Genomic DNA, 26,312 nt, shown 5'->3' on the forward strand with positions numbered 1-26,312 from the left:
GATCAAAATCGCAAGCGCCTGTTCAGCCCCGACAAGCACAAGATTCATTGCGAGGAGGCAGTTCCTCAGCCACCAAGGAGGGATTGAACGCTATCCCTCGCACCTGGCAAAGTAGTTTGTGACCTCGAGGGGCTAGGCGCTGGAGTCTGGACGTGGATTCTTAAATTAAAAAGTCATCTACATGTGCGAGGTTTTATAGTTATCTGAGCAAAAACAAAGGATTTCCTTGCCGTCTGAACGGCTGGAAATCCTTTTTCTAAAGAAAGGGGGAGACCAATGGCGAGAAAGAAAAAGCAAAGAGGTAAAAAAAATGCCAAGAAAAAAAAGGCGTTAGGCGTCCATCCTTTAATATACGAGGTTACTGGCTTAGCAATGATAGGTTTAGCAATTATTATAATGTTTGAATTTGGTGTTGTAGGTAGAAGTCTGACATCCTTTTCTATGTTTTTACTAGGTAACTGGTATAGTGCTGTTCCTTTACTCTTAATTACCCAAGCGCTTATTTTTATGATAATGCGCAAATTGGGTGGCTGGAAAAATAGAATCTTAGTTGGTTGCTTGTTTATCCTTGCGAGTTTCACCCTTTTTAGTCATGTCTATCTATTCAAAGAGCTATATGAAAGTCGTGTACTAATGTCGGATTCAGCTCTTAAGGAAACGTGGAAAGTACTTATGATTAATGATGGAATTTCGTCAAGAAGTGGTGCGCTCGGCGGTGGTATGGTCGGGGCTTTTCTTTTCGCTATGTTCCATTCAATGTTTGACTCTTCTGGTGCTACAGTAGCTGGCGTTTTATTACTATTAATAGGCATTGTCCTCCTTACCGGAAAAGCACTTGTGCCATATATAGCTGAAGCTTTACCGAAGTTTTATGAATCCATCAAATCGGCTATCGCCAGTAAAACAAGCAAGGAAAAACCTGTTAAGACGACACGTGCGAGTCGAACAAAGAAAAGCGCTTCTAAGACAAAAAATGAGCAGTTAAATGAGCCACTTGATGATAAAATAGTACCCCAAGATGAACCACAGTCTCAACCAATCATCTCTGCATTCAGTGAGCGTATTGAAAGAAATGCAGCTGTGGAAACCGTACTTGAGAAACCAGTCAGTAATGATGAACCACTAAGTCCGGAAGAAACAACTGGATATACTGGTGTCACTGGTGAAGAGGAAAATGAATCCTATATTTTACCGCCATCAACTTTACTTACTGACACGCCTCATAATGATCAGTCGGCAGAATATGACTCGATTCAAGCAAATGCACAAAAACTAGAAAGTACATTCCTTAGTTTTGGTGTAAAAGCACGTGTGACACAGGTTCATTTAGGACCAGCTGTTACAAAGTATGAAGTACTACCTGATGTCGGTGTTAAAGTTAGCCGCATTGTAAGCCTCTCTGATGATATTGCGCTTGCGCTTGCTGCAAGTGGTATTCGAATTGAAGCGCCAATTCCAGGTAAATCAGCAATTGGTATAGAAGTACCTAACAGTGATATTGCAATAGTGAGTCTCAGAGAAGTAATTGAAGCGAAAGAAAATGATAATCCAAACGCGAAACTACTCATCTCCCTTGGTCGTGATGTTACAGGACAAGCAATCTTGGCAGAATTGAATAAAATGCCACATATGCTCATTGCAGGGTCAACAGGTAGTGGGAAAAGTGTTTGCATAAACGGTATTATTATTAGTTTGCTCTTAAGAACAAAACCGCATGAAGTGAAAATGATGATGATAGATCCTAAAATGGTTGAGCTTAACGTATACAATGGCGTACCTCATCTTTTGGCACCTGTAGTAACAGATCCGCGCAAAGCATCACAGGCACTTCAAAAGGTTGTTTCTGAGATGGAACGCCGGTATGAATTATTTTCTCATACAGGTACACGAAATCTTGAAGGTTATAATGCGCATATTGATCGTTGGAATGTCGAAAATGAAGAAAAGCATCCGCATATGCCGTATATAGTGGTAATTGTTGATGAATTAGCAGATTTGATGATGGTTGCATCAAGTGATGTTGAGGATTCAATTACCAGACTTGCTCAAATGGCACGCGCAGCCGGTATTCATTTAATAATTGCGACACAAAGACCAAGTGTGGATGTCATTACCGGTGTTATTAAAGCAAATATTCCATCGCGTATAGCATTTGCAGTATCCTCTGCAATTGATTCAAGAACGATATTAGACAGTGGTGGTGCAGAAAAATTATTAGGTAGAGGGGATATGCTATACCTTCCTGCCGGTAAATCTAAGCCTATTCGTATTCAAGGAGCATTTGTATCGGATAGCGAAGTGGAGGCTGTTGTTGATTTTGTTATTGAACAACAAAAAGCGCAATATCAAGAGGAGATGATTCCGACGGATATTGTCGAAGTGCCTCCGCATGAAGAGACTGATGAATTGTATGATGATGCAGTTCAATTAGTTGTAGAAATGCAAACAGCCTCCGTATCAATGCTACAACGACGTTTTAGGGTTGGTTATTCACGGGCAGCACGAATTGTAGATCAGATGGAGGCAAGAGGTGTTGTTGGACCTCCTGATGGAAGTAGACCGAGACAAGTTCTCGTTAGTAAAGATAATAATGATTTGAATTATTAAAAGAGAATCAGTCGTAATTTATGGTATAATATTAAATGTAATTAAAATAATATATTCGCTAAGTGTTTATTTTGGTAAATGTTAGTGTTATAGTGTTTAGCGATATCCGAAATTATAAGTCTAATCATCTAGAGGCGGGGAAGTAAACATGGGAGACGCGAATCAAAGCCATTTGTGTTCGCAAGTTGTTGAGCGTTTAAAAAATGATATTAAGCTAGGTTTATTTAAGGATAACGAACGATTTCCTACTGAATACGAACTCGCTCAAGAACTGGGTGTTGAACGTTTAATCATTCGCAGAGCACTACAAATACTTGAGGCAGAAAAAGTAATTGTGCAAAATCAAGGTATGGGTATGTTTGTTAATCCAAAGCCATTATTCACTTCTGGCATTGAAAAGTTATCCAGTGTTTCTACAATGATTCAAGAAGCGGGAATGGAGCCAGGTACGATACTTTTGGATATTACAATTACAAAACCAACAGTAGAGGAAATGACGCAATTCGACCTGAATGATAAAGATAATGAAGAACTTGTAACGATAAAAAGAGTCCGAACTGCCGACGGTAATCCCGTTGTCTATTGTGTTGACCAGATTCTATCCAAAAATTTTCCTGTAGGATCTAATGAATTATTAAATATGTCTATATTTGATGCAATTGAACTATCGGGAGAAATAAGAATTGATCAAGCAATGACATATATCGAGCCATTAGGTTATGATGATATTGCATCTCCAATTTTACGTTGTGGATTTGATGTACCTCTACTTGTACTTTTACAGCGTCATTATAGTGAAGAGGGAGAAATGGTTCTGTACTCGAAGAATTATTTTCGAGCGGATAAATTCAATTTTCATGTTATGCGGAAAAGGGTATAAGGCGCATTCGCGTCATACTAATATAAAAAGAATGGGGAGGTTCAAAATTGAAAAAATTTAAATTTGGACTAGCACTATCATTTTTACTAGCACTAGGTTTGTTACTTGGCGCATGTGGAGCGGATAAGGCAAAAGACGATGAGACAGAAAAAGAAACAGATAAAGTAGAAGAGGAAACAGGTACGACTCCTGAAGAAAAACCTGAAGAAGCTGGTGATTTTTCAGTAGCAATGGTTACAGATGTTGGTGGAATAGATGACAAATCATTTAACCAATCTGCTTGGAAAGGTATCCAAGACTTTGGAGCAGCTAATAATATGGAAAAAGGCGACGGTGGCTTCGATTATCTTCAGTCAGAAGATGATTCAGATTACACGCCTAACCTAAATAACTTAGTCCGTCGTGATTTTGATTTAGTCTTTGGTGTAGGTTTTATTATTGCTGACGCAGTTGATGAAATTGCAAGTCAAAAACCAGATACACACTTTGCAATTATTGATGGTGTTGTTGAGCAGCCAAACGTTGCAAGTATTTTGTTTAAAGACCAAGAAGCTGGCTACTTGGCGGGTGTTGCTGCAGCACTTACAACAAAGTCTAACAAAGTAGGCTTTGTTGGTGGTATGGAAATTAATGTTATTGAACGTTTCCAAGCAGGTTTTGAAGAAGGTGTTAAAGCTGTTAATCCTGATATCGAAATAGAATCTACTTATACAGGTGCTTTTGACAAAGCTGAACTTGGTAAAGCAACTGCTAACTTAATGTATTCTTCTGGCATTGACGTTATTTTCCACGCTGCTGGTGGTACGGGTAATGGTGTATTTGCAGAAGCAAAAGAAAGAAAAACTGCTGACAAAGAAGCCAATGTTTGGGTTATTGGTGTTGACTCAGATCAATACGATGAAGGACAAGTTGGCGACGACAATATTACATTAACTTCAGCAATGAAGCGTGTAGATATTGCTGTTGAAAGCATTTCTGAACTTTCAATGAAAGGCGAATTCCCAGGCGGAGAAACGATTGTTTACGGTCTTGCTGAAGAAGGCGTTGGACTTGCAGATGCACGTGGTGCATTATCAGAAGAAGCACTTAAACAAATCCAGGAGTTTATGGATAAAATTGCAAGCGGTGAAATTGTAGTTCCTGAACAACCTAAAAAGTAATAAAAAATTAGCAATCTATAAAGGCCAGAACTATCTGGCCTTTATTTAACAATTATGTAAGTTAATACAAGAAAGGTTTTCGCATTCGAAATCCTTTCTTGTATTAATTTTTTGCTAGATTTATGAGTAGACGATTAAAATGATAACGCTTTCTGTTAATCAAAATATTAGTAGTTTGGTAGAACATGCAGTGTTAGTAAGTTGGATAATATCTATATAATCATATTTACAAGAATACAGAATGAGGGAGTGAACTCATTGGAATACGTCATAGAAATGCTGAATATTAGAAAAGAATTCGGCACCTTTGTTGCGAACGATAACATAACCATTCAATTAGAAAAGGGCGAAATACATGCGCTTTTAGGTGAAAATGGTGCTGGGAAATCCACTTTGATGAACGTTCTTTTTGGACTTTATCAACCAGAAGATGGGCAAATTCTTGTGCGCGGAAAAAAAGTAAACATTACTGATCCAAATGTAGCGAATAAACTTGGAATCGGAATGGTCCATCAACACTTTATGCTTGTTCAAAATTTAACTGTAACCGAAAATATTATTTTGGGAAATGAACCAAAAAGATTTGGTGTCGTTAATATTAAAAGTGCATCTAAAAAGGTAGCGGAGATATCTAAGTTATATGGATTAAACGTTGATCCGAATGCTAAGATTGAAGATATTTCAGTTGGTATGCAGCAACGTGTAGAAATTTTGAAAACGCTTTATCGAGGAGCAGAAATACTGATTTTTGATGAACCAACAGCCTCTTTAACACCACAAGAAATAAAAGAACTGATATCAATAATGAAAAAGCTTATCAAAGAAGGAAAATCAATCATATTAATTACTCATAAATTGCAAGAGATTATGGATGTATCGGATCGCGTTACTGTCATTAGAAAAGGAAAAGGAATTGGAACAGTTACCACAGCTGAAACAAATCCTGAAGAACTAGCGACACTAATGGTTGGACGTCAAGTTACTTTTAAAACAGAAAAAGGACCAGCCCATCCAACTACAGAAGTGTTGAGAGTTGAGAATTTAGTCGTTAACGATAACCGCGGCATTAATAAAGTCAAAGAATTAAATCTTTCTGTAAAGAGAGGTGAAATTGTAGGTATTGCAGGTATTAGCGGGAACGGCCAATCAGAGCTAATAGAAGCGATTACGGGACTTCGAAAAATTAAAAACGGTAAAATCATGATTAATGATAAAGATGTTACGGGCAAATCTCCGCGTTATATTACGGAAACTGGTATCGGACATATTCCACAAGATAGGCATAAACACGGCCTTGTTTTGGATTTCACTGTTGGTTATAATGCAGTATTACAGACTTATTATCAAGAACCAATATCAAAAAGAGGCATTATGAATTATCCACTTGTTTCAAAAAAAGCGAATGAAATTATTGAGATGTATGACGTACGAACACAAGGAGAGCATGCCTTTGCACGTTCACTGTCTGGTGGTAATCAGCAAAAGTTAATTATTGGTCGTGAAATAGACCGCAATCCAGAATTATTGATTGCTGCCTTACCAACGCGTGGGTTAGATGTTGGCGCAATTGAATTTATTCACAAAAAACTAATTGAACAAAGAGATCAAGGAAAAGCAGTTCTTCTAATCTCTTATGAACTTGACGAGGTCATGAATGTTTCTGACCGAGTGGCAGTTATTTATGATGGAAAAATCATTGATATTGTTGATCCGACCCTAACGACGGAATCAGAACTTGGTCTACTAATGGCGGGTCATACGAAAGATGAAATGATTGTTGTTGGTGAAGAAGTTGTTTTGAAAGAAGGTGACAGTAAGGATGTCTAATAGATTTGTTAATTTACTAGTTCCAGTTATTTCTATAATATTAGGTTTACTAGTAGGAGCTATCGTTATGGTAGTTAGTGGATATGACCCAGTAAAAGGATATATTGCGCTATGGAATGGAATATTTGGTGATGTTTATTCAATAGGCGAAACAATTAGACAGATTAGTCCTTATATCCTTGCTGGTCTTGCTGTTGCTTTTGCATTTCGAACAGGTCTATTTAATATTGGTGTAGAAGGACAATTAATGGTTGGATGGTTTGCTGCAGCCTATGTAGGAATGATTGTTGAATTACCAAAAATTATACATCTACCGTTGGCTTTAATTGCTGCTGCAGTTGCAGGTGCTTTATGGGGACTTGTACCGGGGATTTTGAAAGCAACATTGCGTGTCCACGAAGTTATCGTCACAATTATGATGAATTATATTGCACTCCATGTAGTTAATGCACTTATAAAAACGGTTTCAGGCGGAAGTTTTAAAACTGAAAAAGTTCATCAAACTGCTTCACTTCGTTCAGAATTTCTGTCTAACTTAACCGATTATTCAACACTACATTACGGTATACTCGTTGCGCTTGCGATGGTAATTGTTATGTGGTTTATACTTGAGAAAACGAAAACAGGTTATGAATTAAAATCAGTAGGATTTAATGATCATGCTTCACAATATGCTGGTATGAATGTCAATAAAAACATTGTTCTCTCAATGGTTATTTCAGGTGGCTTCGCTGGACTTGCTGGAGCGATGCAAGCATTAGGGACATTTGGTAATATGTCAATTAGTGGTGGATTTACAGGCATCGGGTTTGATGGAATTGCTGTAGCATTACTAGGGGCAAATACGCCACTGGGTGTTGTCTTTGGTGCAACGCTACTAGGGTCACTAAAATATGGTTCAAATAATATGCCGAATGCTGCTAATATTCCTGTTGAAATTGTTTCAATTGTAATTGCACTCATCATTTTCTTTGTCGCATCCGGCTATATCATTCGCGTAGCGATAAACCGTATGAGTAAGAAAAAGGAGGCGAAATGATATGAGCTTTCTTGAAATATTATACTTTATCGTTCCAGTAACAATCGCTTATGCAGCACCTCTTATTTTTACAGCAATCGGGGGCGTATTTTCTGAAAGATCCGGAGTTGTTAACATCGGGCTTGAAGGACTTATGGTAATGGGCGCATTTGTTGGGATTGTATTTACCTTATTTTATTCAGATACATTCGGAGCTTGGACACCTTGGTTTGCAATTCTTGCCGCAATGGCTTTCTCGGCGATCTTTTCAATAATGCATGCGGTTGCCTCGATTACTTTTCGTGCAGATCAAGTTGTATCTGGTGTAGCGATAAATATGTTAGGTATTGCAATCGCATTATTCTCTGTGAAGATGATATATGGAAAAGGGCAAACTGATTTAATTCAAAGAAAGATTCCACGCTTTGATTTTCCTATATTAAAAGACATCCCTTTTATAGGACCAATGTTTTTCAAAACAGTTTATGGTACGTCAATTTTAGCGATTGCTGTCGCATTGTTAGCTTGGTTTATTATTTACAAAACGCCATTTGGTTTGCGTCTTCGTTCCGTTGGAGAACATCCAATGGCCGCGGATACAATGGGGATTAACGTTACAAAGACCCGCTATATCGCAGTAATTATTTCTGGTGGGCTGGCAGGAATCGGCGGAGCTGTTTATGCAATTACAACTACGAATGACTTTGGAAGTGCTACAATTAATGGTCAAGGTTTTATGGCGCTTGCTGCCATGATTTTTGGTAAATGGCATCCTATTGGTGCTATGGGAGCAGCATTGTTCTTTGGCTTTGCTCAAGCGTTGGCAATTAGTGCTCCGCAAATTCCATTCGTCCAAAATATACCAACCGTTTATTTGCATATTCTACCTTACGTTTTAACAATACTTGCGCTTGCTGGTTTTATTGGTAGAGCCAATGCACCAAAAGCGAATGGACAACCTTATATTAAGGGACAACGTTAATAAAATAAATTTTTCAACTGCCTGAAGTGTCGTTTTAAAATACTTCAGGCGGTTTTTCTTTGCAAGTTCTACGATATAAAATGTATAGTGTAGTGAGGATTAAGCATATTAACAAAAACAGAGGTGTATATGATGTTCAATAAAATTAGTTTACAGCAAGGTGTCAATTTATACGTTCGTAGGTCCAATCAATTCAAGACAGTCAACTTCTCAGTAAAGTGGAAAAGTGATTTAGAGAACGGAAAGTCATCCGCTCGTGCTGTCTTGGCAAATATATTACAAGATTCGAATGCATTGTATCGTACACAAAGTAAATTACGCAACAAACTAGATGATATGTATGGTACTGTGCTTTATACAGATGTATCTAAACGTGCAGATACGCATACTGTCTCTTTAAATGTTGAAAGTGTAAACGATGAATATTTAACAGATGGTGGCGTTATTGACGAAACCATTGAGCTGATTAAGACTGTTATTTTTGATCCGAATTTTGAAGAAGGCAGTTTTAATACTGAAATCGTAGAACGTGAAAAGAAATCGGTAACTGAAAGAATTCGTTCTCAGTATGATGATAAGACGAGCTATGCGCAAAAACGTATGCTAGAAATTATCCGACCGAATTCTCCAGTTTCAGCTTCCTCGGATGGTACAGAAGAGGATGTTAAAGCACTTACAAACGCAAAACTTCTTGCAGCGTATAAATCAATGATTAACGAAGATGAAATTGATATTTATGTTGTTGGTGATATCGATGAAGAAGAAATTGCAGATAAAATGAAAAAAGCACTTGATTTTAAACCGCGTACTAGCCGTCAAAATAATGCTTTCACACCAGAATTAGCTATACCTTTGGCTAAGCCTAAACAAATACGAGAACAACAAGCAATGAAACAAGGGAAACTTCATATGGGCTTTACAACACCTATAACGTTTCATCATCCAGATTATTCAAAAATGCAAGTAACGAATGGAATATTTGGTGGTTTTGCTCATAGTAAATTATTTATGAATGTTCGTGAAAAAGAAAGTATGGCTTATTATGCATCTAGTTCTTATTCTTCACATTACGGTTTTATTTATGTAATGGCGGGTATAGATGCAGAACTAGAAGAAAAAGCTGTTAGTTTAATTAAAGAACAGCTTAAAGTGCTGCAAAGTGGAGATGTAAGCGATTTAGAGCTTCAACAAACGATAGCATTGTTGAAAAATAGTATTACAAGTGCATTTGATTCAGCAAGAGGACAAATTGAAATATTCGACCAATATAAAGAATTAGATGAGCATTTCACTGCGGATAAAATAATTGCGAAATGGGAAGCGGTTACGAAGGAAGACGTTATTGAAATGGCGTCTAATATTAATTTGGAAATCGTATATTTATTATCTGGAAAGGAGGCTGCTGTTAGTGAAGAAAGTACAATTCGATAATTTGCAGGAAGTACTATATAATGAAAAACTTGAAAATGGCCTCGATGTATATATTTTACCGAAACGTGGGTTTTCAAAAACGTATGTGACTTTTACAACGAAATATGGTTCTGTTGACCGCGAATTTGTTCCACTAGGTAAAAAAGAAGCTGTCATAGTACCGGATGGTGTTGCTCATTTCCTAGAACATAAAATGTTTGAAAAAGAAGAAGGAGATGTATTCCAAAAGTTTAGCGTTAATGGGGCATCTGTAAATGCATTTACTTCTTTTACAAGAACATCTTATCTATTCTCTGCGACAGATAAATTGTATGAAAACACGGAAATACTATTAGATTTCGTACAGCAGCCTTATTTCACTGAGGAAACAGTTGAGAAAGAAAAGGGAATTATTGCCCAGGAAATCACAATGTATGATGATCTACCCGATTGGCGTTTATATTTTGGAACAATTGAAAACTTGTTCCACGAACACCCTGTAAGAATTGATATTGCGGGAACCGTTGAATCCATTACTGATATTACGGCAGAGCATTTATATGAATGTTATAATACATTTTATCATCCATCAAATATGGTTCTTTTCGTTGTAGGTTCTGTTGATCCAGAAAAAATGATGGCGTTTATTAAAAGTAATCAAGATCAAAAAGAATTTGATGAACCTAGTGAAATTATACGTAAATTTCCAAATGAACCGAAAACGGCAGCAACACCAGTTCGTTTCTTGAAAATGGATGTAACTAAGCCTAAATTTAGCTTCGGAATGAAATGTACAAATGAGTTTATTTCAGGTGAAGAAATGCTGATGCAGGAAACGGCATCCGAGCTTGTGCTTGATATATTATTCGGAAGATCATCAGAGTTCTTTACTGCTGCCTATAAAGATGGACTTATTGATGAATCATTTTCTTATAGTTATTCTTTAGAAGATGGTTTTGGATTTATTTTAATTGCATCTGATACCGATAAACCGGAAGCCCTTGAAGCGGCAATTCGTCAAACGATGAAAGATACTGAAAAATCGTGGTCCATTAATGAAGAAAGTCTTGATCGATTGAGAAAGCGGAAAATTGGTCACTTTATGCGGTCATTAAATTCTATAGAGTTTATTGCAAATCAATTTACCCATTATGCGTTTAATAATATGAACTTATTTGATGTCGTACCAACATTAGAAAAGGTTGTTATGACTGACTTGCAAATGGCTTTTAAAACATTTAGCGATGATTGTGGCCATACGGTATTTACAGTTATACCAGCAGATAAAAATGAAGCAAAATAAAACAGCCGTCGTTCTTGGTGCATCAGGTGAAATAGGGCAAGCTATATGTAAAACACTTGCCCTGACCGGATGGTCGATTTATATTCATTTTAACGAAAATGAAGCACAAGCAGAACTCCTTCAATCTGAATTAGTTAAAACTTACCCCGAATTAGAATTTAATATTCTTCAATCTGATTTATCGAAAGTAAATGGTGCAGCAAAACTAGCTGAGAAAATTCAGACTGTGCAAGCTGTAGTCGTTGCCAATGGTCAATCGATGTATAAGTTATTAACAGAAACAACATCTGCGGACATGGATGCACTTTGGAAAGTACATATGCAAAATCCAGCCGAATTTATTGGATTAGTTTCATCGCAATTGCGAAGTAATCGTACTTCATATGTGGTTTTCGTAGGTTCAATTTGGGGAAGTACTGGTGCTGCTGGTGAGGTAATGTATTCCGCTGTTAAGGGTGCGCAACATGCTTTTGTTAAAGCGTATGCAAAAGAAGCCGCATACTCAGGAATTCGAGTGAATGCCGTTGCACCAGGGTGGATTGAAACGAGAATGAATAGTAGTATATCTCCGGAAGATCGACAGTTTGTTCTGGATGAAATTCCACTTATGACAGAAGGTACTCCGCAAGACGTTGCCGAAGCAGTCAATTTCCTTGTAAATGGCAAGGCTGACTATATGACAGGTGAAATAATGAAAGTAAATGGCGGTTGGCATATATAAAATGAAAAATCATCCATTATTCCTTTTCTTAACGACATTAATCCGATAGTATGGAACTAAGTAGTTTTTATGATCGTCTTAATGTTTATGGGAGGAGTGAAGTTATTGGGTAAATGGTATCTTGAATATGAAATTCAAATAAATCGACCTGGTCTTCTCGGTGATATTGCTTCTTTACTTGGTATGTTACGCGTTAATATAACGATGATTAACAGTGTAGATGGTGGTATTGTTAGGTCTGATAGTGGAGGCCATCGTGGAATGCTGTTGACCACCGAGGATGATGCGCAAATCGAACGTTTTGTACAAATTGCCTCTACAATGGATATGATTAAGTTGACCAAAATTCGTGAACCAAAATTAAGTGATATATTAGCTGTACGACATGGTCGTTATATTTTACGTGATGCTGAGGAAAGGAAAACTTTCCATTTTCTTCGTAGTGAACTCGGCATACTTGTCGATTTTATGGCTGAGCTATTTAAAGAAGAAGGTCATAAATTAATTGGAATTCGTGGAATGCCACGTGTTGGGAAGACTGAGTCAGTTGTTGCAGCTAGTGTTTGTGCAAATAAAAAGTGGATATTCCTTTCTTCAACAATGATTAAACAAACGGTTAGAAATACGCTTGCCGGAGATGAATTTTCAAGCAATAATATATTTATTCTTGATGGTATTGTTTCCAGAAAAGCATCGGATGAGCGACATCTACAACTTGTCCGTGAAATGATGCGACTTCCATCTATAAAAGTAGTCGAACATCCAGATATATTTGTACAACATTCAGAATACAGTATTGAAGATTTTGATTACATCATTGAACTCAGAACTGATCCTGATCAAGAGATTACATACGAAATGATGGAGAAAAACCAAGCTAACCAGGGTGCAATGGGTGAGTTCAATATCTTCAATCTTTGATAGGTAGGTGTTTTAAATGACCGGATTAGGTGATCGTCTTAAAGAGGCGAGAATAGCAAAAGGATTTACGTTGGATGATTTGCAGTCTATAACAAAAATACAAAAAAGATATTTATCTAGTATTGAAAATGAAGAATACGGGATGATGCCAGGATCATTTTATGTGCGGGCTTTCATAAAACAGTATTCAGAAGCTGTCGGTCTTGATTCGGATGAGATGCTTTTATTGTATAAAGAAAGTCCAGAGGCGATTTTACCTGAAGACGAAGAGCGACAACTAGCTTCACCAACGCTTAGAAGAAGTAATGCCAGGAGATCAAGCGAAATTACAAAAATGATGCCTAAGATTATTTTTGCGTTGTTTGTTATAGTGGCAATTGTTGTAATATGGTTTTTGAATGCAAATCAAGCAGGTAATAAGTTGCCTGAAGCGAATCCCGAGGAACAAATTAAAGTAGAAGACCAACAAAAACTTGATACTGAATTGGACAGTGAAGTTGGAAAAGATGAAAATGAAAAACAACCAGATGCAGATATTAAACCTGAATCTGAACCTGAAAAAGTTGAACAAGCACTTCAAAGTAGCAGTACAGATGGACAAAACTCAATGTATTTATTGACTGGTGCAAAAGAGTTTAAAATAGAAATTCGTACATCAGATGCTTCTTGGATGAGTGTTTTAAATTCGGCTTCACAGGAAATTATGCCAGCTCCTACTGGTGCGTATACAATGGGCGCAGGGGATAAAGTGGAAATTGATGCAACGGATACTGATTCAGTTAGAATTCGTGTTGGTAATTATAAAGCAGCAGAAATCTATGTTAATGGTGAGTTAGTTGAATATGTTATAGATCGTATTCCACAAAATGTTATTATTGAATACAAGAAAGAGCAATAGTCATCTATATAGATGACTATTTTCTTTGAAAGGAATGGTATTTACAGTGAATCTCCCAAATAAAATCACTATATCTCGTGTCTTACTTATACCAGTATTTGTAATGTTTATGCTCGTTGATTTTGGCTTTGGAAATGTTGTTTTTATTAATACCGAACTGAAGATAGAGCACTTAATTGGCGGTTTAATATTCATATTTGCATCTGTAACAGACTGGCTTGATGGCTATATTGCAAGGAAATATAAACTTGTCACGAATATGGGGAAGTTTCTTGATCCGTTGGCGGACAAATTGCTTGTTTCTGCAGCATTTATAATACTCGTCGAACTTGGAACGGCGCCTTCGTGGATAGTCATCGTAATAATTAGCCGTGAGTTTGCCGTAACCGGTCTTCGACTCATTCTAGCAGGTGGCGGAGAAGTTGTTGCCGCTAATCAGCTAGGAAAAATAAAAACCGTAACTCAAATAATTGCTATTGTTTCGTTATTATTAAATAATGTTTATTTCGAATCAATAGGTGTTCCATTCGGTACAATTATGCTTTATATTGCACTTGTTTTCACTATTTGGTCAGGTGTGGATTACTTTTATAAAAACAGGAAAGTATTATTAGTATCCATGTAAGGAGAGGGAAAAATTTGAAAGTAGAAATTATTGCTGTAGGGTCTGAAATACTTCTTGGTCAAATAACTAATACCAATGCAACATTTATTTCTTCAAGATTAGCTGAAATTGGCGCAGATGTTCATTATCATACAGTTGTTGGAGATAATCCAGGTAGGTTAGAAGAAGTAATTAAGAATGCTGAAAAGCGTGCTGATGTGCTTATATTCTCTGGTGGATTAGGGCCAACGAAAGATGATATGACGAAGGAAACAATCGCTAGCCATATAGGTTTGGAGCTTCTTTATAATAATGATGCACTTGAACAAATAGAGCAATATTTCAAACGTAGTGGCAGAACTATGACTGAGAATAATAAAAAACAGGCTCTTGTTTTTAAAGATGCATTAGTTCTTAAAAATTCTACGGGAATGGCACCAGGAATGGCGGTAGAAAAGGATAGTGTTTATTATATTCTTCTTCCAGGCCCCCCTCATGAATTGAAGCCGATGTTTGAAAATGAAGTTACACCATTTCTAATGGGCGTAAATGGCAAGGAAGAAGTAATTATTTCACGTGTACTCAAGTTTTATGGAATTGGTGAGGCGGAACTTGAACATCGTATTCAAAGTATATTGGAGAGACAAACGAATCCAACAGTTGCGCCCCTTGCTACTGCAGATGCAGTCACATTAAGAATAACCGCAAAAGCTAGTAGTAACGTTGAAGCAAATGAGCTAATAGATCCGATAGAGACTGAAATACGTTCAATCGTTGGTGAGTTTATTTACGGCATTGATGATGATACATTATCATCAAAGACGGCAGATCTTCTTAGTAAAAATGGCTTGACGTTAGCGGCAGCCGAAAGTTTGACGGCAGGTCTTTTTATGGCAGAACTTGCAGATGAACCGGGGATTGGTTCTTCACTTATGGGCGGGATTGTCGTCTATAATGAAGAAGCGAAAATCGAGCAGCTTGGTCTTTCAAAAGAAACACTAGATAAATATGGCATTGTTAGTAGTGAGTGTGCAGAAGCGCTTGCTGTACAGGTCAGAAAAAAGTTTCATACATCTGTTGGCGTTGGAATTACGGGTGCAGCGGGTCCTACAGCACATGATGGTGAACCAGTTGGAACAGTTTGGATTGGTATAGTAGCGGAAGGCATGTCGCCGAAAACATATAAATTAGCTTTATCAGGCTCACGTAATACAAATCGTTTAAGAGCTGCTCGCTTTACACTTTATTATTTAATTAAATACTTAACAGAATCAATTTCATAATGACCTTAATCTGCTACAACCACGCAATATATAGTTTGAGAACGCTTCAACTCAACTATATATTTTGGTGGTGTAGCAATATAACCCAATTATGAAATTGATTGAACAAAGGAAAATTAAAAATTACATTAGATTCTCATTTAAAACTTATAAATCAAGCCGTTTATCAATTAAAAATCAAAAGTCATAAAATTAATCGAATAAGCGTTCGCTTTTTTGTTGTGTATTTTATTATAAAGAGGTATAGTAAAGATAGAAAGAAAAACAGGAACTTATATCGAGGGAGGCAATATCTTTGAAAGATCGTCAAGCGGCATTAGATATGGCATTGAAACAAATAGAAAGACAGTTTGGTAAAGGATCGGTTATGAAACTAGGTGAGAAAACTGATCGTGCAATATTAACAACTTCAAGTGGATCACTTGCATTAGATATAGCACTTGGTGTTGGTGGCTATCCACGTGGAAGAGTTGTTGAGATTTATGGACCTGAAAGTTCTGGTAAGACGACAGTTGCACTACATGCAATAGCAGCAGCACAGGCTGAAGGAGGTCAAGCAGCATTTATAGACGCAGAGCATGCACTTGACCCTGAATATGCAAAAAGACTTGGTGTTAATATAGATGAGCTTCTATTATCACAACCGGATACAGGTGAACAAGCACTTGAAATTGCAGAAGCCCTCGTTAGAAGTGGTGCAATTGATATTGTTGTTATTGACTCAGTTGCAGCGTTAGTACCAAAGGCCGAAATAGAAGGCGAGATGGGTGCTTCACACGTAGGGTTACAAGCTCGTTTAATGTCTCAAGCACTCCGTAAACTATCAGGTGCAATTAATAAATCAAGAACAAACGCCATTTTTATTAACCAAATTCGTGAAAAAGTTGGCGTAATGTTTGGTAATCCAGAGGTTACCCCTGGTGGACGTGCACTTAAATTCTATGCTTCTGTACGACTTGAAGTACGTAGAGGAGAAGCAATAAAACTAGGGAATGACATCGTTGGAAATAAAACACGTATTAAAGTCGTGAAAAATAAAGTAGCTCCTCCTTTTAAACAAGCAGAAGTGGATATTATGTATGGTTTAGGGATTTCACAAGAAGGTGAAATTGTAGATTTAGGTACTGAAGCTGAAGTTGTTCAAAGAAGTGGTTCTTGGTATTCATATGAAGGTGAACGACTAGGCCAAGGACGTGAAAATGCGAAACAATTCCTTATTGAAAATCCAGATATTAAAGCAGAAATTGATGGTAAGATTCGTGCATCATTTGGTCTTGGTGGAGAAGCTTTAGTAGTTGACGAGAAAGTTGAACTTGAAGATATAGAGTCTGAACTAATCGTTGAAAAAGAGAAATAATTGCTAAAAGGAATTGGTTCATGCTCTTATGAGGATGAACCAATTTTATTTTGTCAAATAATTAAATGAAAAGCAGTGCTTCCGAAACCTTGACAGTTGATTTTTACATAGATACAATTGGAGTTGTATAATTGCATACCATATATGAAATTATTTTGGCAGTATATTGAACGCTGATGTACGTGCCGACTAAAAAATGAAAAGAATAGCAGGAGGAGGTGACCAGGATGTCAGGGTTTGAAATTATCATCTCCGCTTTGCTCGGTTTCATCGTCGGTGCCGTTGTTATCTATTTTGTTAATAGGAAAGTGAACGATTCAAAAGTGACAGGTGCCAGATACTCAGCCGAAACAATCGTCGAAGAGGCGAAAAGAGAAGCGGAGGCTATGAAGAGAGAGGTACTGCTGGAAGCGAAGGATGAAACTCACAAACTTAGAATTGATGCGGAATCTGAAATCCGTGATAGACGTGCTGAACTGCAAAAGCAGGAAAACCGTCATTTACAGCGGGAAGAGAATTTGGACCGCAAAGAGAACGCTCTCAACAAAAGGGAAGCGAGTCTGGAGCGCAAGGAAGAAGCGTTAACCGGAAGACAACAGCATATGGAACAGATGGAACGCAAAGCGGAAGAACTAGTTAATGTTCAAAAAGAGGAACTTGAGAAAATATCTTTACTTACGAGAGAAGATGCTAGACAGTTAATTCTTAGTGAAGTTGAAAAAGAGCTTGCGACAGATATTGCTGTTATGACGAAAGAATCAGAGTTGCAAGCAAAAGAAGAGTCGGACAAAAAAGCAAGAGAAATCCTGTCCACTGCCGTGCAACGTTTTGCAGCAGATCATGTTGCCGAAACGACAGTATCAGTAGTAAACTTACCGAATGACGAAATGAAAGGCCGTATAATTGGCCGTGAAGGACGTAATATTCGGACGCTTGAAACATTAACAGGTATCGACCTGATTATTGACGATACACCAGAAGCAGTTATTTTGTCAGGATTTGATCCTGTACGCCGAGAAATTGCTAGGCTTGCTCTTGAGAAACTTGTGCAAGATGGTCGGATACATCCGGCACGTATCGAAGAAATGGTTGATAAATCAAGACGTGAAGTTGATGAACTGATCCGTGAAAAGGGAGAACAAACAACTTTTGATATAGGTGTTCATAATCTTCACCCAGACCTAATCAAGATACTTGGAAGACTCCATTTCAGGACTAGTTATGGACAAAACGTACTTAAACATTCAATAGAAGTAGCTTATTTAACAGGTTTATTAGCTGCTGAACTTGGAGAAGATGTTACACTCGCAAGACGTGCCGGATTACTACATGATATTGGTAAAGCAATTGATCATGAAGTAGAAGGAAGCCACGTTGAAATCGGTGTAGAACTAGGTACGAAATATAAAGAACATCCTGTTGTCATTAATAGTATTGCCTCTCACCACGGCGATACAGAAGCAACATCAGTTATTGCGGTGCTAGTCGCAGCAGCGGATGCATTATCAGCTGCAAGACCAGGTGCAAGAAGCGAGACGTTAGAAAACTATATTCGTAGGTTACAAAAGCTTGAAGAAATTTCGGAATCATATGAAGGCGTTGAGAAATCGTTTGCTATTCAAGCTGGACGCGAAGTAAGAATTATCGTTCGTCCTGATGTGATTGATGATATTACTGCGCATCGATTGGCAAGAGATATTCGAAAACGAATTGAAGAAGAATTAGATTATCCAGGTCATATAAAAGTAACAGTTATCCGCGAAACGCGTGCGGTTGATTACGCAAAATAATATCAGGACTTCCGCGAACTTCGGTCCGGAAGTCTTTTTAGATTGAAAAGGAGTTTTTTTATGAAAATTGTATTTATAGGTGATATTGTTGGTTCACCGGGACGTGAAATGGTGTCTCGTTATTTACCCCGTTTAAAAAGAAAGTATAGTCCAGATGTCGTAATCGCAAATGGTGAAAATGCTGCTTCGGGTAGAGGCATTACTAAGGCTATTTTTGATGATTTACTGCGAGCTGGCGTAGATGTTATGACGATGGGAAATCATACTTGGGATCAAAAAGAAATATATGATTTTATTGACGAAACCGATTATTTAATTCGACCTGCCAACTTTTCAGATGAAGCACCTGGAAAAGGCATGACAACTATCTCTAAAAATGGGGTTACGTTGTCGGTTATTAATTTACACGGAAGAACTTTTCTACCGCCACATGGTGACCCATTTGCAAAAGCAGATGATTTACTTGAGGAAGCTCTTGAGGTTTCACCACTTGTGTTTGTCGATTTTCATGCTGAAGCAACGAGTGAAAAACTTGCGATGGGCTGGCATCTAAATGGAAGAGCATCTGTGGTTGTCGGGACGCATACACATGTCCAGACAGCAGATGATCGAATACTTCCTGGTGGAACAGCCTATTTAACTGATGCGGGGATGACAGGGCCGTATGATGAAATACTTGGCATGAAGAAAGAAGATGTCATATATCGTTTTCAGACAAATATGCCCGTGCGATTTGAGGTTCCTAAAAATGGTCGTGCACAATTGAACGGAATGTATGTTGAACTTGATGACATAACAGGGAAAGCTCTGCACATCGAACGCATTATGATCAATGATGATAATCCATTTGCAGGCTAATGCGCGTCTAAATACTACCTCCTTATCATAGGATGGTTTATGGACTATACCGTTCCATAGACATCGGAAAACAAGGAGGAATCATGGTGAATCCATTGAAAGTATCATCTCGCTCGAATCCAAATTCGGTTGCTGGCGCTCTAGTTGCAGTTATACGGGAACAAGGATACGCGGAAATGCAAGCAGTCGGGGCTGGGGCATTGAACCAAGCGATTAAAGCCATCGCAATTGCAAGAGGTTTCGTTGCTCCAAGTGGCGCAGACCTTAGCTGTTCACCTGCTTTCACTGATATTACGATTAACGGCGAAGGACGGACAGCGTTGAAATTACTTGTAGAAAAACGTACACGAGGCGCTGTATTTAACGATAAATAAATTAAAAAACTACGGATGAATAAAAATTCGTAGTTTTTTATTTGCAAAAATTTTAAAAAAAGTTGCTAATTGGGTCCAGACTTTTTCGTACTTCCCCCTCTCAGCGATTTCACTTATAGCACGCCTCGACTTCTACTGAATTCAGTTAAACTGTGACAAACAAACGACAAACAAGGTCTCTCCTTGTACACATGCACGTAGGTTAAGTATAATAAAAGAATATGTGGTATAGTTCCCGAAAGACTGAAGGAAAGGTGATTTTTGATAATGAATGAAGAGCAGCGTCTAAATGCAGGTTTAATTAAGCCTAGTTTAGCTAACACAAGCGAGCAGGAAGAAAAAGATTATAGTCAATACTTTGAAACAGTTAACACGTCACCTTCACTCAAAAAAGCGAGAAAACGTGGTAAAGAAGAAGTTTCTTATTTTGATGACTTTAAAATAGAGGAACGGTTTCGAGGCATGGGTAATGGACGGAAGTTTTATATTAGAACTTACGGTTGCCAAATGAACGAACATGATACAGAAGTTATGGCTGGAATTTTCACTGGTCTCGGTTATGAGCCCACCGATGTTGTTGAAGACGCAAATATTATTTTATTAAATACTTGTGCAATTCGCGAAAACGCGGAAAACAAGGTGTTTGGTGAACTTGGTCATTTAAAACCTTTGAAACAGCGAAATCCAGATATATTAATTGGTGTATGTGGTTGTATGTCACAAGAAGAATCTGTCGTTAATAAAATACTTCAAACTTATGACCAAGTGGACATGATTTTCGGTACACATAATATTCACAGACTTCCGAACATCATACACGAAGCTTATATGTCGAAGGAAATGGTCATCGAAGTGTGGTCTAAAGAAGGCGATATTATCGAGAACCTACCGAAAGTACGACACGGTAAAATAAAAGCATGGGTCAATATTATGTACGGTTGCGATAAGTTTTGTACATACTGTATCGTTCCATACACACGTGGGAAAGAAAGAAGTCGTAGACCAGCTGATATTATACAAGAAATTAGACAGCTTGCCGCAGAAGGTTATCAAGAAATTACACTCCTTGGACAAAATGTGAATGCCTATGGTAAAGATTTAGATGATGTGGATTATCAATTAGGCGATTTGATGAATGATCTTCGTAAAATAGATATTCCTAGAGTACGCTTTACGACAAGTCATCCACGTGACTTTGATGATCATCTTATCGAAGTGCTTGCCAAAGGTGGTAATCTAGTGGAGCATATTCATTTACCTGTTCAGTCTGGTTCCACAGAAATGTTGAAAATCATGGGTAGAATTTATACGCGAGAAGATTTTCTTGAACTGGTTCGTAAAATTAAAGTTGCAATTCCCGACGTATCCTTAACGACGGATATCATCGTAGGATTCCCGAATGAAACAGAGCAACAATTTGAAGATACACTTTCTTTATATGAAGAGGTTGGTTTTGAAACGGCTTTCACATATATTTATTCACCGCGCGATGGCACACCGGCAGCTAAAATGGCGGATAATATCCCGATGGATGTGAAGAAAGAACGTCTTCAAAGACTAAATGATTTAGTAAATGAATATTCAGCAAAGGCAATGAAACAATTCGAAGGACAAGTTTTAGAAGTACTTGTTGAAGGTGAAAGTAAGAAAAACGCTGAAGTTCTTTCTGGTTATACGAGAAAGAGTAAGTTAGTTAATTTTAAAGCACCTAAATCAGTAGTTGGAAAGCTTGTTAATGTTAAAATAACAGCGGCAAAAACTTGGTCGCTCGACGGTGAATTTATCGGCGTCGTAGAAAAGAAAGAGGTCATGGTATAATGGAGAAAAAGTATACTAAAGATGAAATTGTAGAAAAAGCAAAAGAAATTGCTCTTATGATTGCGAATACAGAGCAAGTTGATTTTTTCAAGCGTGCTGAGGAACAGATTAATAATAATAATAAAATTCGAGAAAATATTGCTAGTTTAAAATCTTTACAAAAGCAGGCTGTTAATTTCCAACAATACGGCAAAGAAAAAGCGCTTAAAATTATTGAAGGAAAAATTCAAGCTATTCAAAGTGAAATTGATGAAGTTCCTATTGTACAAGAATTCCAACAATCGCAAGCGGATGTCAACACACTTTTGCAACTTGTGTCTATGACAATTGCTAATGGTGTAACGAATGATGTCATTAAATCCACGGGCGGAGACTTGCTTCGTGGCGAAACAGGTTCATACGTAAAAAACACAACATACGAAAGTTGTTAAATATGACTAATCTGCAGAAAAATTTTCTGCAGATTTTTTTCACTCTCTGGGCTCCTGTCGCATAGGATAAGTTGAAGCGAATGGAGGAGGAAGGAAACTGAAAAATTTACGTCAAGTTGTGGCTAAGACGATTATTGCCAAAGGGAAGAAGAGAACTGAGGATACTGTGAAGCTTTGCCCACCGAATAGTCCGACGAGCATACTCGGTTGTTGGATCATTAATCATACGCATAATGCTAAAAGAGTGGGTAAGTATGTTGAGGTGACTGGGAAGTTCGATGTGAACGTATGGTATTCTCATAGCAATCACTCAAAAACATCAGTATTTTCCGAATCAATTCCGTACACAGACCGGATTAGATTACATTACCGAGATGAACCAATGTCTAAGCAACAAGAGGTAATCGTAAATGTTGTTCAGCATCCGAATTGTACAGAAGCAGTCATTTCGAAATGTGGTAAAGATTTTATCATTTCGGTTGAGCGTGAATTAGTTGCAGAAGTTATTGGTGAAACGAAATTGTGTGTTACCGTTCATCCACATAGTTTTGAGGAAGAGTGGGCATACAATGATGAATCGTCATCAATCAGTCACGATCATGGTAATGCGCATAGCAAAAAAAGTGATGAACCTAAAAATCACGGTCCAAGTAAAGGGAAGGATTCATCATCGTTTTAAAAGCCGGTATCTTCCCACCGGCTTTTTTATTTTGAAAAAGATCGTTATTAGCGGATATTAAACGGACTATGGTCTGTACGTTGCGAAGTTTTGTGGTAATGTTGCAAGGTTTCCTGTATACGTTGCAAGGAATAGTTAAAACGTTGTGAGGTTCGTGAGACGTTGCGAAGTTTTGTGGTAATGTTGCAAGGTTTCCAGTATACGTTGCAAGGAATAGTTAAAACGTTGCGAGGTTCGTGAGACGTTGCGAAGTTTTGTGGTAATGTTGCAAGGTTTCCTGTATACGTTGCAAGGAATAGTTAAAACGTTGTGAGGTTCGTGAGACGTTGCGAAGTTTAGTTGTAATGTTGCAAGGTTTCCAGTATACGTTGCAAGGAATAGTTAAAATGTTGTGAGGTTCGTGAGACGTTGCAAGGTTTTATGGTAATGTTGCAAGGTTTCCAGTATACGTTGCAAGGAATAGCTAAAACGTTGTGAGGTTCGTGAGACGTTGCGAAGTTTTGTGGTAATGTTGCAAGGTTTCCTGTATACGTTGCAAGGAATAGCTAAAACGTTGTGAGGTTTCCAGTATACGTTGCAAGGATTAGTTAAAATGTTGTGAGGTTCGTGAGACGTTGCGAAGTTTAGTTGTAATGTTGCAAGGAATAGTTAAAATGTTGTGAGGTTTTCAAGATAAGTTGCAAAGTCTCAAATGTTTTATAGTATCGCCCTTTTTAATTAAATAAATTAATTAGCATATTAATGCTTTATAAAAATTCTACCTTTGTTCATAGTCGCTAATGTTTGTTACAATGAAGAAAACTTAAAATTAATAGTGAGGTTACATAATGACAACTTATACACCAGTGATTCAGCAATATTTGAGAATAAAAGGAGCACATGAAGATGCCTTCCTATTCTTTAGACTTGGTGATTTTTATGAATTATTTTTCACCGACGCAGAGAAGGCTTCACAGATACTTGAAATTACATTAACGAGCAGGGATGCAAGTAGTGGAAATAGAATACCTATGTGCGGTGTACCCTACCATGCAGCTGAAGGCTATATTGAAACACTTATTCGGAAAGGCCATAAAGTAGCAATATGTGAACAAACGGAAGATCCGAAAAAAGCAAAGGGCATCGTGAGACGTGAAGTCGTTCGGATTGTCACGCCAGGTACGCTTACTGAAGGTAAGAATATTGATAAGAACACAAACCATTTTATTGGTTCAGCAGATATTATTGATGACAAGAATTATGCACTAGCCTATTTAGATCTATCTACTGGTGAAGGTAAAGTACAGTATGTGGAAGGTGATGAGCGTACGCTTGTTGCTGAAATCGAGGCGCTCGGAATGAAGGAAGTCGTTGTTGGGGAAGGGCTACATATTGCGCTTAGTGATGCAATGGCAAAACGGAGTATTACATTGTCTATTGAATACAGTAAAGAAGCGTTAGAATGTCCTGAAAAAATACCAACAGAAATGGCGGAAGCTTGTAGTAAGCTTATCTCTTATGTGAAGCGCACGCAGAAAATGGTTTTGGATCATATCCGTCCATTTGAATTTATAGAAAAACAAGAGAAATTATCAATTGATGCAAACTCAATGCGTAATTTAGAACTATTGCAGTCCATTCGAAGCGGCACTAAAGAGGGTTCACTCTATTGGCTACTGGATGAAACCGTTACAGCAATGGGTGCTAGAAAACTAAAAATGTGGATCCATCAGCCACTTGCTAAAGCAAATAAAATTCAAAATAGACTTGATACAGTAACGCAACTTATTGAAGACTATTTCTTGAGTGATGACTTGAAAACAAGCCTTAAAGAAGTTTATGACCTCGAACGACTTGCGGGACGAATTTCAATGGGGTCAGCTAGTGGACGAGATCTCGCGCAGTTACGTAATTCATTAAGCCGTGTACCGATAATAAAAGATGCCTTAATAAATTCAAAAAGACCGCTTTTGGAAAAATTTGCAACTCGAATTGACAATTGCGAAGAAGTACGAGAAATTCTTGACACCGCTATAGCAGAAAACCCGCCGATAACAGTGAAAGAAGGCGGCGTCATTAAAGACGGATTTAACGAGAAGCTGGACAAATATCGTGATGCTGCAAAAAACGGAAAAGTGTGGCTAGCTGAACTTGAAGCTGAAGAAAGAATCCGTACTGGAATTAAAACACTTAAAATAGGGTATAACCGAATATTCGGCTACTTTATCGAAGTTACCAAATCTAATATTCATCTTGCAGATTTGGAGCGGTATGAGAGAAAACAAACACTTGCAAATGCTGAGCGTTATATTACTCCTGAATTAAAAGAAAAAGAGGAGTTAATCCTTAACGCTGAAGCTGGAGGACTAGAACTAGAGTACGACTTGTTTACAACAGTGCGTGATAGTATGAAAACCCATATTCGGAAAATACAGCAACTCGCATCTGTTTTAAGTGAATTGGATGTTCTGCTTTCTTTTGCACAGATAGCTGAAAAAAGAAACTATGTAAAACCAGTTTTTCACTCTAATAAATCAATTGAAATAAAAAATGGTCGACACCCAGTCGTCGAAAAAATGATGGACCATTCGTTGTATGTTCCTAATAATTGTAAGTTGACCGAAAATGCAAATATGTTACTTATCACAGGTCCTAATATGTCGGGTAAAAGTACATATATGCGTCAAGTAGCATTGACCATTGTAATGGCTCAAATCGGTTGTTATGTACCTTGCGACAGCGCATCACTTCCAGTTACTGATCAAATATTTACAAGAATAGGCGCAGCGGATGATCTCGCATCAGGTCAAAGTACATTTATGATGGAAATGATGGAGTCTCAACTAGCTATTGCGAATGCTACGGACAAAAGTTTATTGCTCTTTGATGAAATTGGCCGTGGTACATCAACTTATGACGGTATGTCGCTTGCACAAGCGATGATGGAGTATATTCATAATGAAATTGGTTCAAATACACTGTTCTCAACGCATTACCATGAACTAACAAAGTTGGATGAAGAACTTGATAGACTTGAAAATGTTCATGTTGCTGCGATGGAGCAAGATGGTAAAGTTGTTTTTCTTCATAAAGTCATGTCAGGTGCAGCTGATAAAAGTTACGGGATTTACGTAGCTCAACTTGCAGGGCTTCCGACGACTTTACTTGAACGCGCAAAGGAACTTTTAGAGCGATTTGAAAGTGAAGAAAAAGCGCCAAAACAATCTACAGAGCCAGAACAACTTGCTTTCTTTGATTTAGCTACTGAAGAGTCAAAAGGTCTAACTGAAGAGGAAAATGAAGTACTCATGAACCTTGATGAGAAAGACGTATTGAATATGACACCACTTAACGCCTTGCAATTCGTTTTCGAATTAAAAGAAAAGCTCGGTTCTCGGAAAGGGTGAAATAA

General features: G+C 37.7%; 21 protein-coding genes. All 21 read left to right on the forward strand.

Annotation, left to right across the window (positions count from 1 at the left end):
- The first annotated feature begins 276 nt into the window (after positions 1-276).
- The 21 genes from AC3RV6_RS05165 (at position 277) to mutS (ending at position 26,307) form a co-directional block, all read left to right on the forward strand.
- Entirely contained in the window at positions 277-2,607 is a 2,331-nt protein-coding gene (locus tag AC3RV6_RS05165; RefSeq protein WP_489748391.1) for a DNA translocase FtsK, read from the forward strand.
- Between the two features lie 148 nt (positions 2,608-2,755).
- Positions 2,756-3,487: a GntR family transcriptional regulator gene (locus tag AC3RV6_RS05170; RefSeq protein WP_489748392.1), complete on the forward strand. Its 732-nt coding sequence runs from the start codon at positions 2,756-2,758 to the stop codon at positions 3,485-3,487.
- 47 nt (positions 3,488-3,534) lie between these two features.
- Positions 3,535-4,647: a BMP family lipoprotein gene (locus tag AC3RV6_RS05175; RefSeq protein ID WP_489748393.1), complete on the forward strand. Its 1,113-nt coding sequence runs from the start codon at positions 3,535-3,537 to the stop codon at positions 4,645-4,647.
- A gap of 258 nt (positions 4,648-4,905) precedes the next feature.
- Entirely contained in the window at positions 4,906-6,474 is a 1,569-nt protein-coding gene (locus AC3RV6_RS05180; RefSeq protein WP_489748394.1) for an ABC transporter ATP-binding protein, read from the forward strand.
- Positions 6,467-7,513, forward strand: a complete 1,047-nt coding sequence (locus AC3RV6_RS05185) for an ABC transporter permease (RefSeq protein WP_489748395.1) — start codon at positions 6,467-6,469, stop codon at positions 7,511-7,513. Before AC3RV6_RS05180 ends, AC3RV6_RS05185 begins: the two co-directional genes overlap by 8 nt.
- 1 nt (position 7,514) lies before the next feature.
- Complete coding sequence (locus AC3RV6_RS05190; protein ID WP_489748396.1) at positions 7,515-8,474, forward strand: ABC transporter permease; 960 nt, start codon at positions 7,515-7,517, stop codon at positions 8,472-8,474.
- A gap of 132 nt (positions 8,475-8,606) precedes the next feature.
- On the forward strand, positions 8,607-9,905 hold the full coding sequence (gene yfmF, locus AC3RV6_RS05195; RefSeq protein WP_489748397.1) for an EF-P 5-aminopentanol modification-associated protein YfmF: 1,299 nt from the start codon (positions 8,607-8,609) through the stop codon (positions 9,903-9,905).
- Entirely contained in the window at positions 9,883-11,187 is a 1,305-nt protein-coding gene (gene yfmH / locus AC3RV6_RS05200; RefSeq protein ID WP_489748398.1) for an EF-P 5-aminopentanol modification-associated protein YfmH, read from the forward strand. The genes yfmF and yfmH overlap by 23 nt, the downstream gene beginning before the upstream one ends.
- Complete coding sequence (gene ymfI, locus AC3RV6_RS05205) at positions 11,174-11,908, forward strand: elongation factor P 5-aminopentanone reductase (protein ID WP_489748399.1); 735 nt, start codon at positions 11,174-11,176, stop codon at positions 11,906-11,908. Before yfmH ends, ymfI begins: the two co-directional genes overlap by 14 nt.
- Positions 11,909-12,013: 105 nt before the next feature.
- Entirely contained in the window at positions 12,014-12,829 is an 816-nt protein-coding gene (locus AC3RV6_RS05210) for a DUF3388 domain-containing protein (protein ID WP_489748400.1), read from the forward strand.
- A 16-nt stretch (positions 12,830-12,845) separates the two neighbouring features.
- Positions 12,846-13,727: a helix-turn-helix domain-containing protein gene (locus AC3RV6_RS05215; protein ID WP_489748401.1), complete on the forward strand. Its 882-nt coding sequence runs from the start codon at positions 12,846-12,848 to the stop codon at positions 13,725-13,727.
- Positions 13,728-13,773: 46 nt separating this feature from the next.
- Positions 13,774-14,352, forward strand: coding sequence for a CDP-diacylglycerol--glycerol-3-phosphate 3-phosphatidyltransferase (gene pgsA, locus AC3RV6_RS05220; protein WP_489748402.1), 579 nt, complete (start codon positions 13,774-13,776; stop codon positions 14,350-14,352).
- 14 nt (positions 14,353-14,366) lie between these two features.
- A complete protein-coding gene (locus tag AC3RV6_RS05225; protein ID WP_489748403.1) occupies positions 14,367-15,614 on the forward strand; it encodes a competence/damage-inducible protein A in 1,248 nt (415 codons plus the stop codon).
- 295 nt (positions 15,615-15,909) lie between these two features.
- Complete coding sequence (gene recA / locus AC3RV6_RS05230) at positions 15,910-16,971, forward strand: recombinase RecA (RefSeq protein ID WP_489748404.1); 1,062 nt, start codon at positions 15,910-15,912, stop codon at positions 16,969-16,971.
- Positions 16,972-17,198: 227 nt separating this feature from the next.
- A complete protein-coding gene (gene rny / locus AC3RV6_RS05235; protein ID WP_489748405.1) occupies positions 17,199-18,761 on the forward strand; it encodes a ribonuclease Y in 1,563 nt (520 codons plus the stop codon).
- Between the two features lie 60 nt (positions 18,762-18,821).
- On the forward strand, positions 18,822-19,619 hold the full coding sequence (locus tag AC3RV6_RS05240; RefSeq protein WP_489748406.1) for a TIGR00282 family metallophosphoesterase: 798 nt from the start codon (positions 18,822-18,824) through the stop codon (positions 19,617-19,619).
- An 86-nt stretch (positions 19,620-19,705) separates the two neighbouring features.
- Entirely contained in the window at positions 19,706-19,993 is a 288-nt protein-coding gene (locus AC3RV6_RS05245; protein ID WP_489748407.1) for a stage V sporulation protein S, read from the forward strand.
- Between the two features lie 267 nt (positions 19,994-20,260).
- Positions 20,261-21,811, forward strand: a complete 1,551-nt coding sequence (gene miaB / locus AC3RV6_RS05250; RefSeq protein WP_489748408.1) for a tRNA (N6-isopentenyl adenosine(37)-C2)-methylthiotransferase MiaB — start codon at positions 20,261-20,263, stop codon at positions 21,809-21,811.
- Complete coding sequence (locus tag AC3RV6_RS05255) at positions 21,811-22,242, forward strand: YlbF/YmcA family competence regulator (protein WP_489748409.1); 432 nt, start codon at positions 21,811-21,813, stop codon at positions 22,240-22,242. Before miaB ends, AC3RV6_RS05255 begins: the two co-directional genes overlap by 1 nt.
- A 118-nt stretch (positions 22,243-22,360) precedes the next feature.
- Positions 22,361-22,921 (forward strand): outer spore coat protein CotE, encoded by a 561-nt coding sequence (cotE, locus tag AC3RV6_RS05260; RefSeq protein WP_489748410.1) that lies wholly within the window; start codon positions 22,361-22,363, stop codon positions 22,919-22,921.
- 827 nt (positions 22,922-23,748) lie between these two features.
- Entirely contained in the window at positions 23,749-26,307 is a 2,559-nt protein-coding gene (mutS, locus tag AC3RV6_RS05265; protein WP_489748411.1) for a DNA mismatch repair protein MutS, read from the forward strand.
- The last annotated feature ends 5 nt before the right edge of the window (positions 26,308-26,312 follow it).

The sequence above is a fragment of the Sporosarcina sp. So3-204 genome (assembly GCF_058068165.1).

Excerpts from the sequence above, each read along its gene's own strand:
- AC3RV6_RS05165 (WP_489748391.1), top strand. The coding sequence starts at position 277 with ATGGCGAGAAAGAAAAAGCAAAGAGGTAAAAAAAATGCCAAGAAAAAA.
- AC3RV6_RS05170 (WP_489748392.1), top strand. The coding sequence starts at position 2,756 with ATGGGAGACGCGAATCAAAGCCATTTGTGTTCGCAAGTTGTTGAGCGT.
- AC3RV6_RS05185 (WP_489748395.1), top strand. The coding sequence starts at position 6,467 with ATGTCTAATAGATTTGTTAATTTACTAGTTCCAGTTATTTCTATAATA.
- AC3RV6_RS05190 (WP_489748396.1), top strand. The coding sequence starts at position 7,515 with ATGAGCTTTCTTGAAATATTATACTTTATCGTTCCAGTAACAATCGCT.
- yfmF (WP_489748397.1), top strand. The coding sequence starts at position 8,607 with ATGTTCAATAAAATTAGTTTACAGCAAGGTGTCAATTTATACGTTCGT.
- ymfI (WP_489748399.1), top strand. The coding sequence starts at position 11,174 with ATGAAGCAAAATAAAACAGCCGTCGTTCTTGGTGCATCAGGTGAAATA.
- AC3RV6_RS05215 (WP_489748401.1), top strand. The coding sequence starts at position 12,846 with ATGACCGGATTAGGTGATCGTCTTAAAGAGGCGAGAATAGCAAAAGGA.
- rny (WP_489748405.1), top strand. The coding sequence starts at position 17,199 with ATGTCAGGGTTTGAAATTATCATCTCCGCTTTGCTCGGTTTCATCGTC.
- AC3RV6_RS05240 (WP_489748406.1), top strand. The coding sequence starts at position 18,822 with ATGAAAATTGTATTTATAGGTGATATTGTTGGTTCACCGGGACGTGAA.
- miaB (WP_489748408.1), top strand. The coding sequence starts at position 20,261 with ATGAATGAAGAGCAGCGTCTAAATGCAGGTTTAATTAAGCCTAGTTTA.
- AC3RV6_RS05255 (WP_489748409.1), top strand. The coding sequence starts at position 21,811 with ATGGAGAAAAAGTATACTAAAGATGAAATTGTAGAAAAAGCAAAAGAA.
- mutS (WP_489748411.1), top strand. The coding sequence starts at position 23,749 with ATGACAACTTATACACCAGTGATTCAGCAATATTTGAGAATAAAAGGA.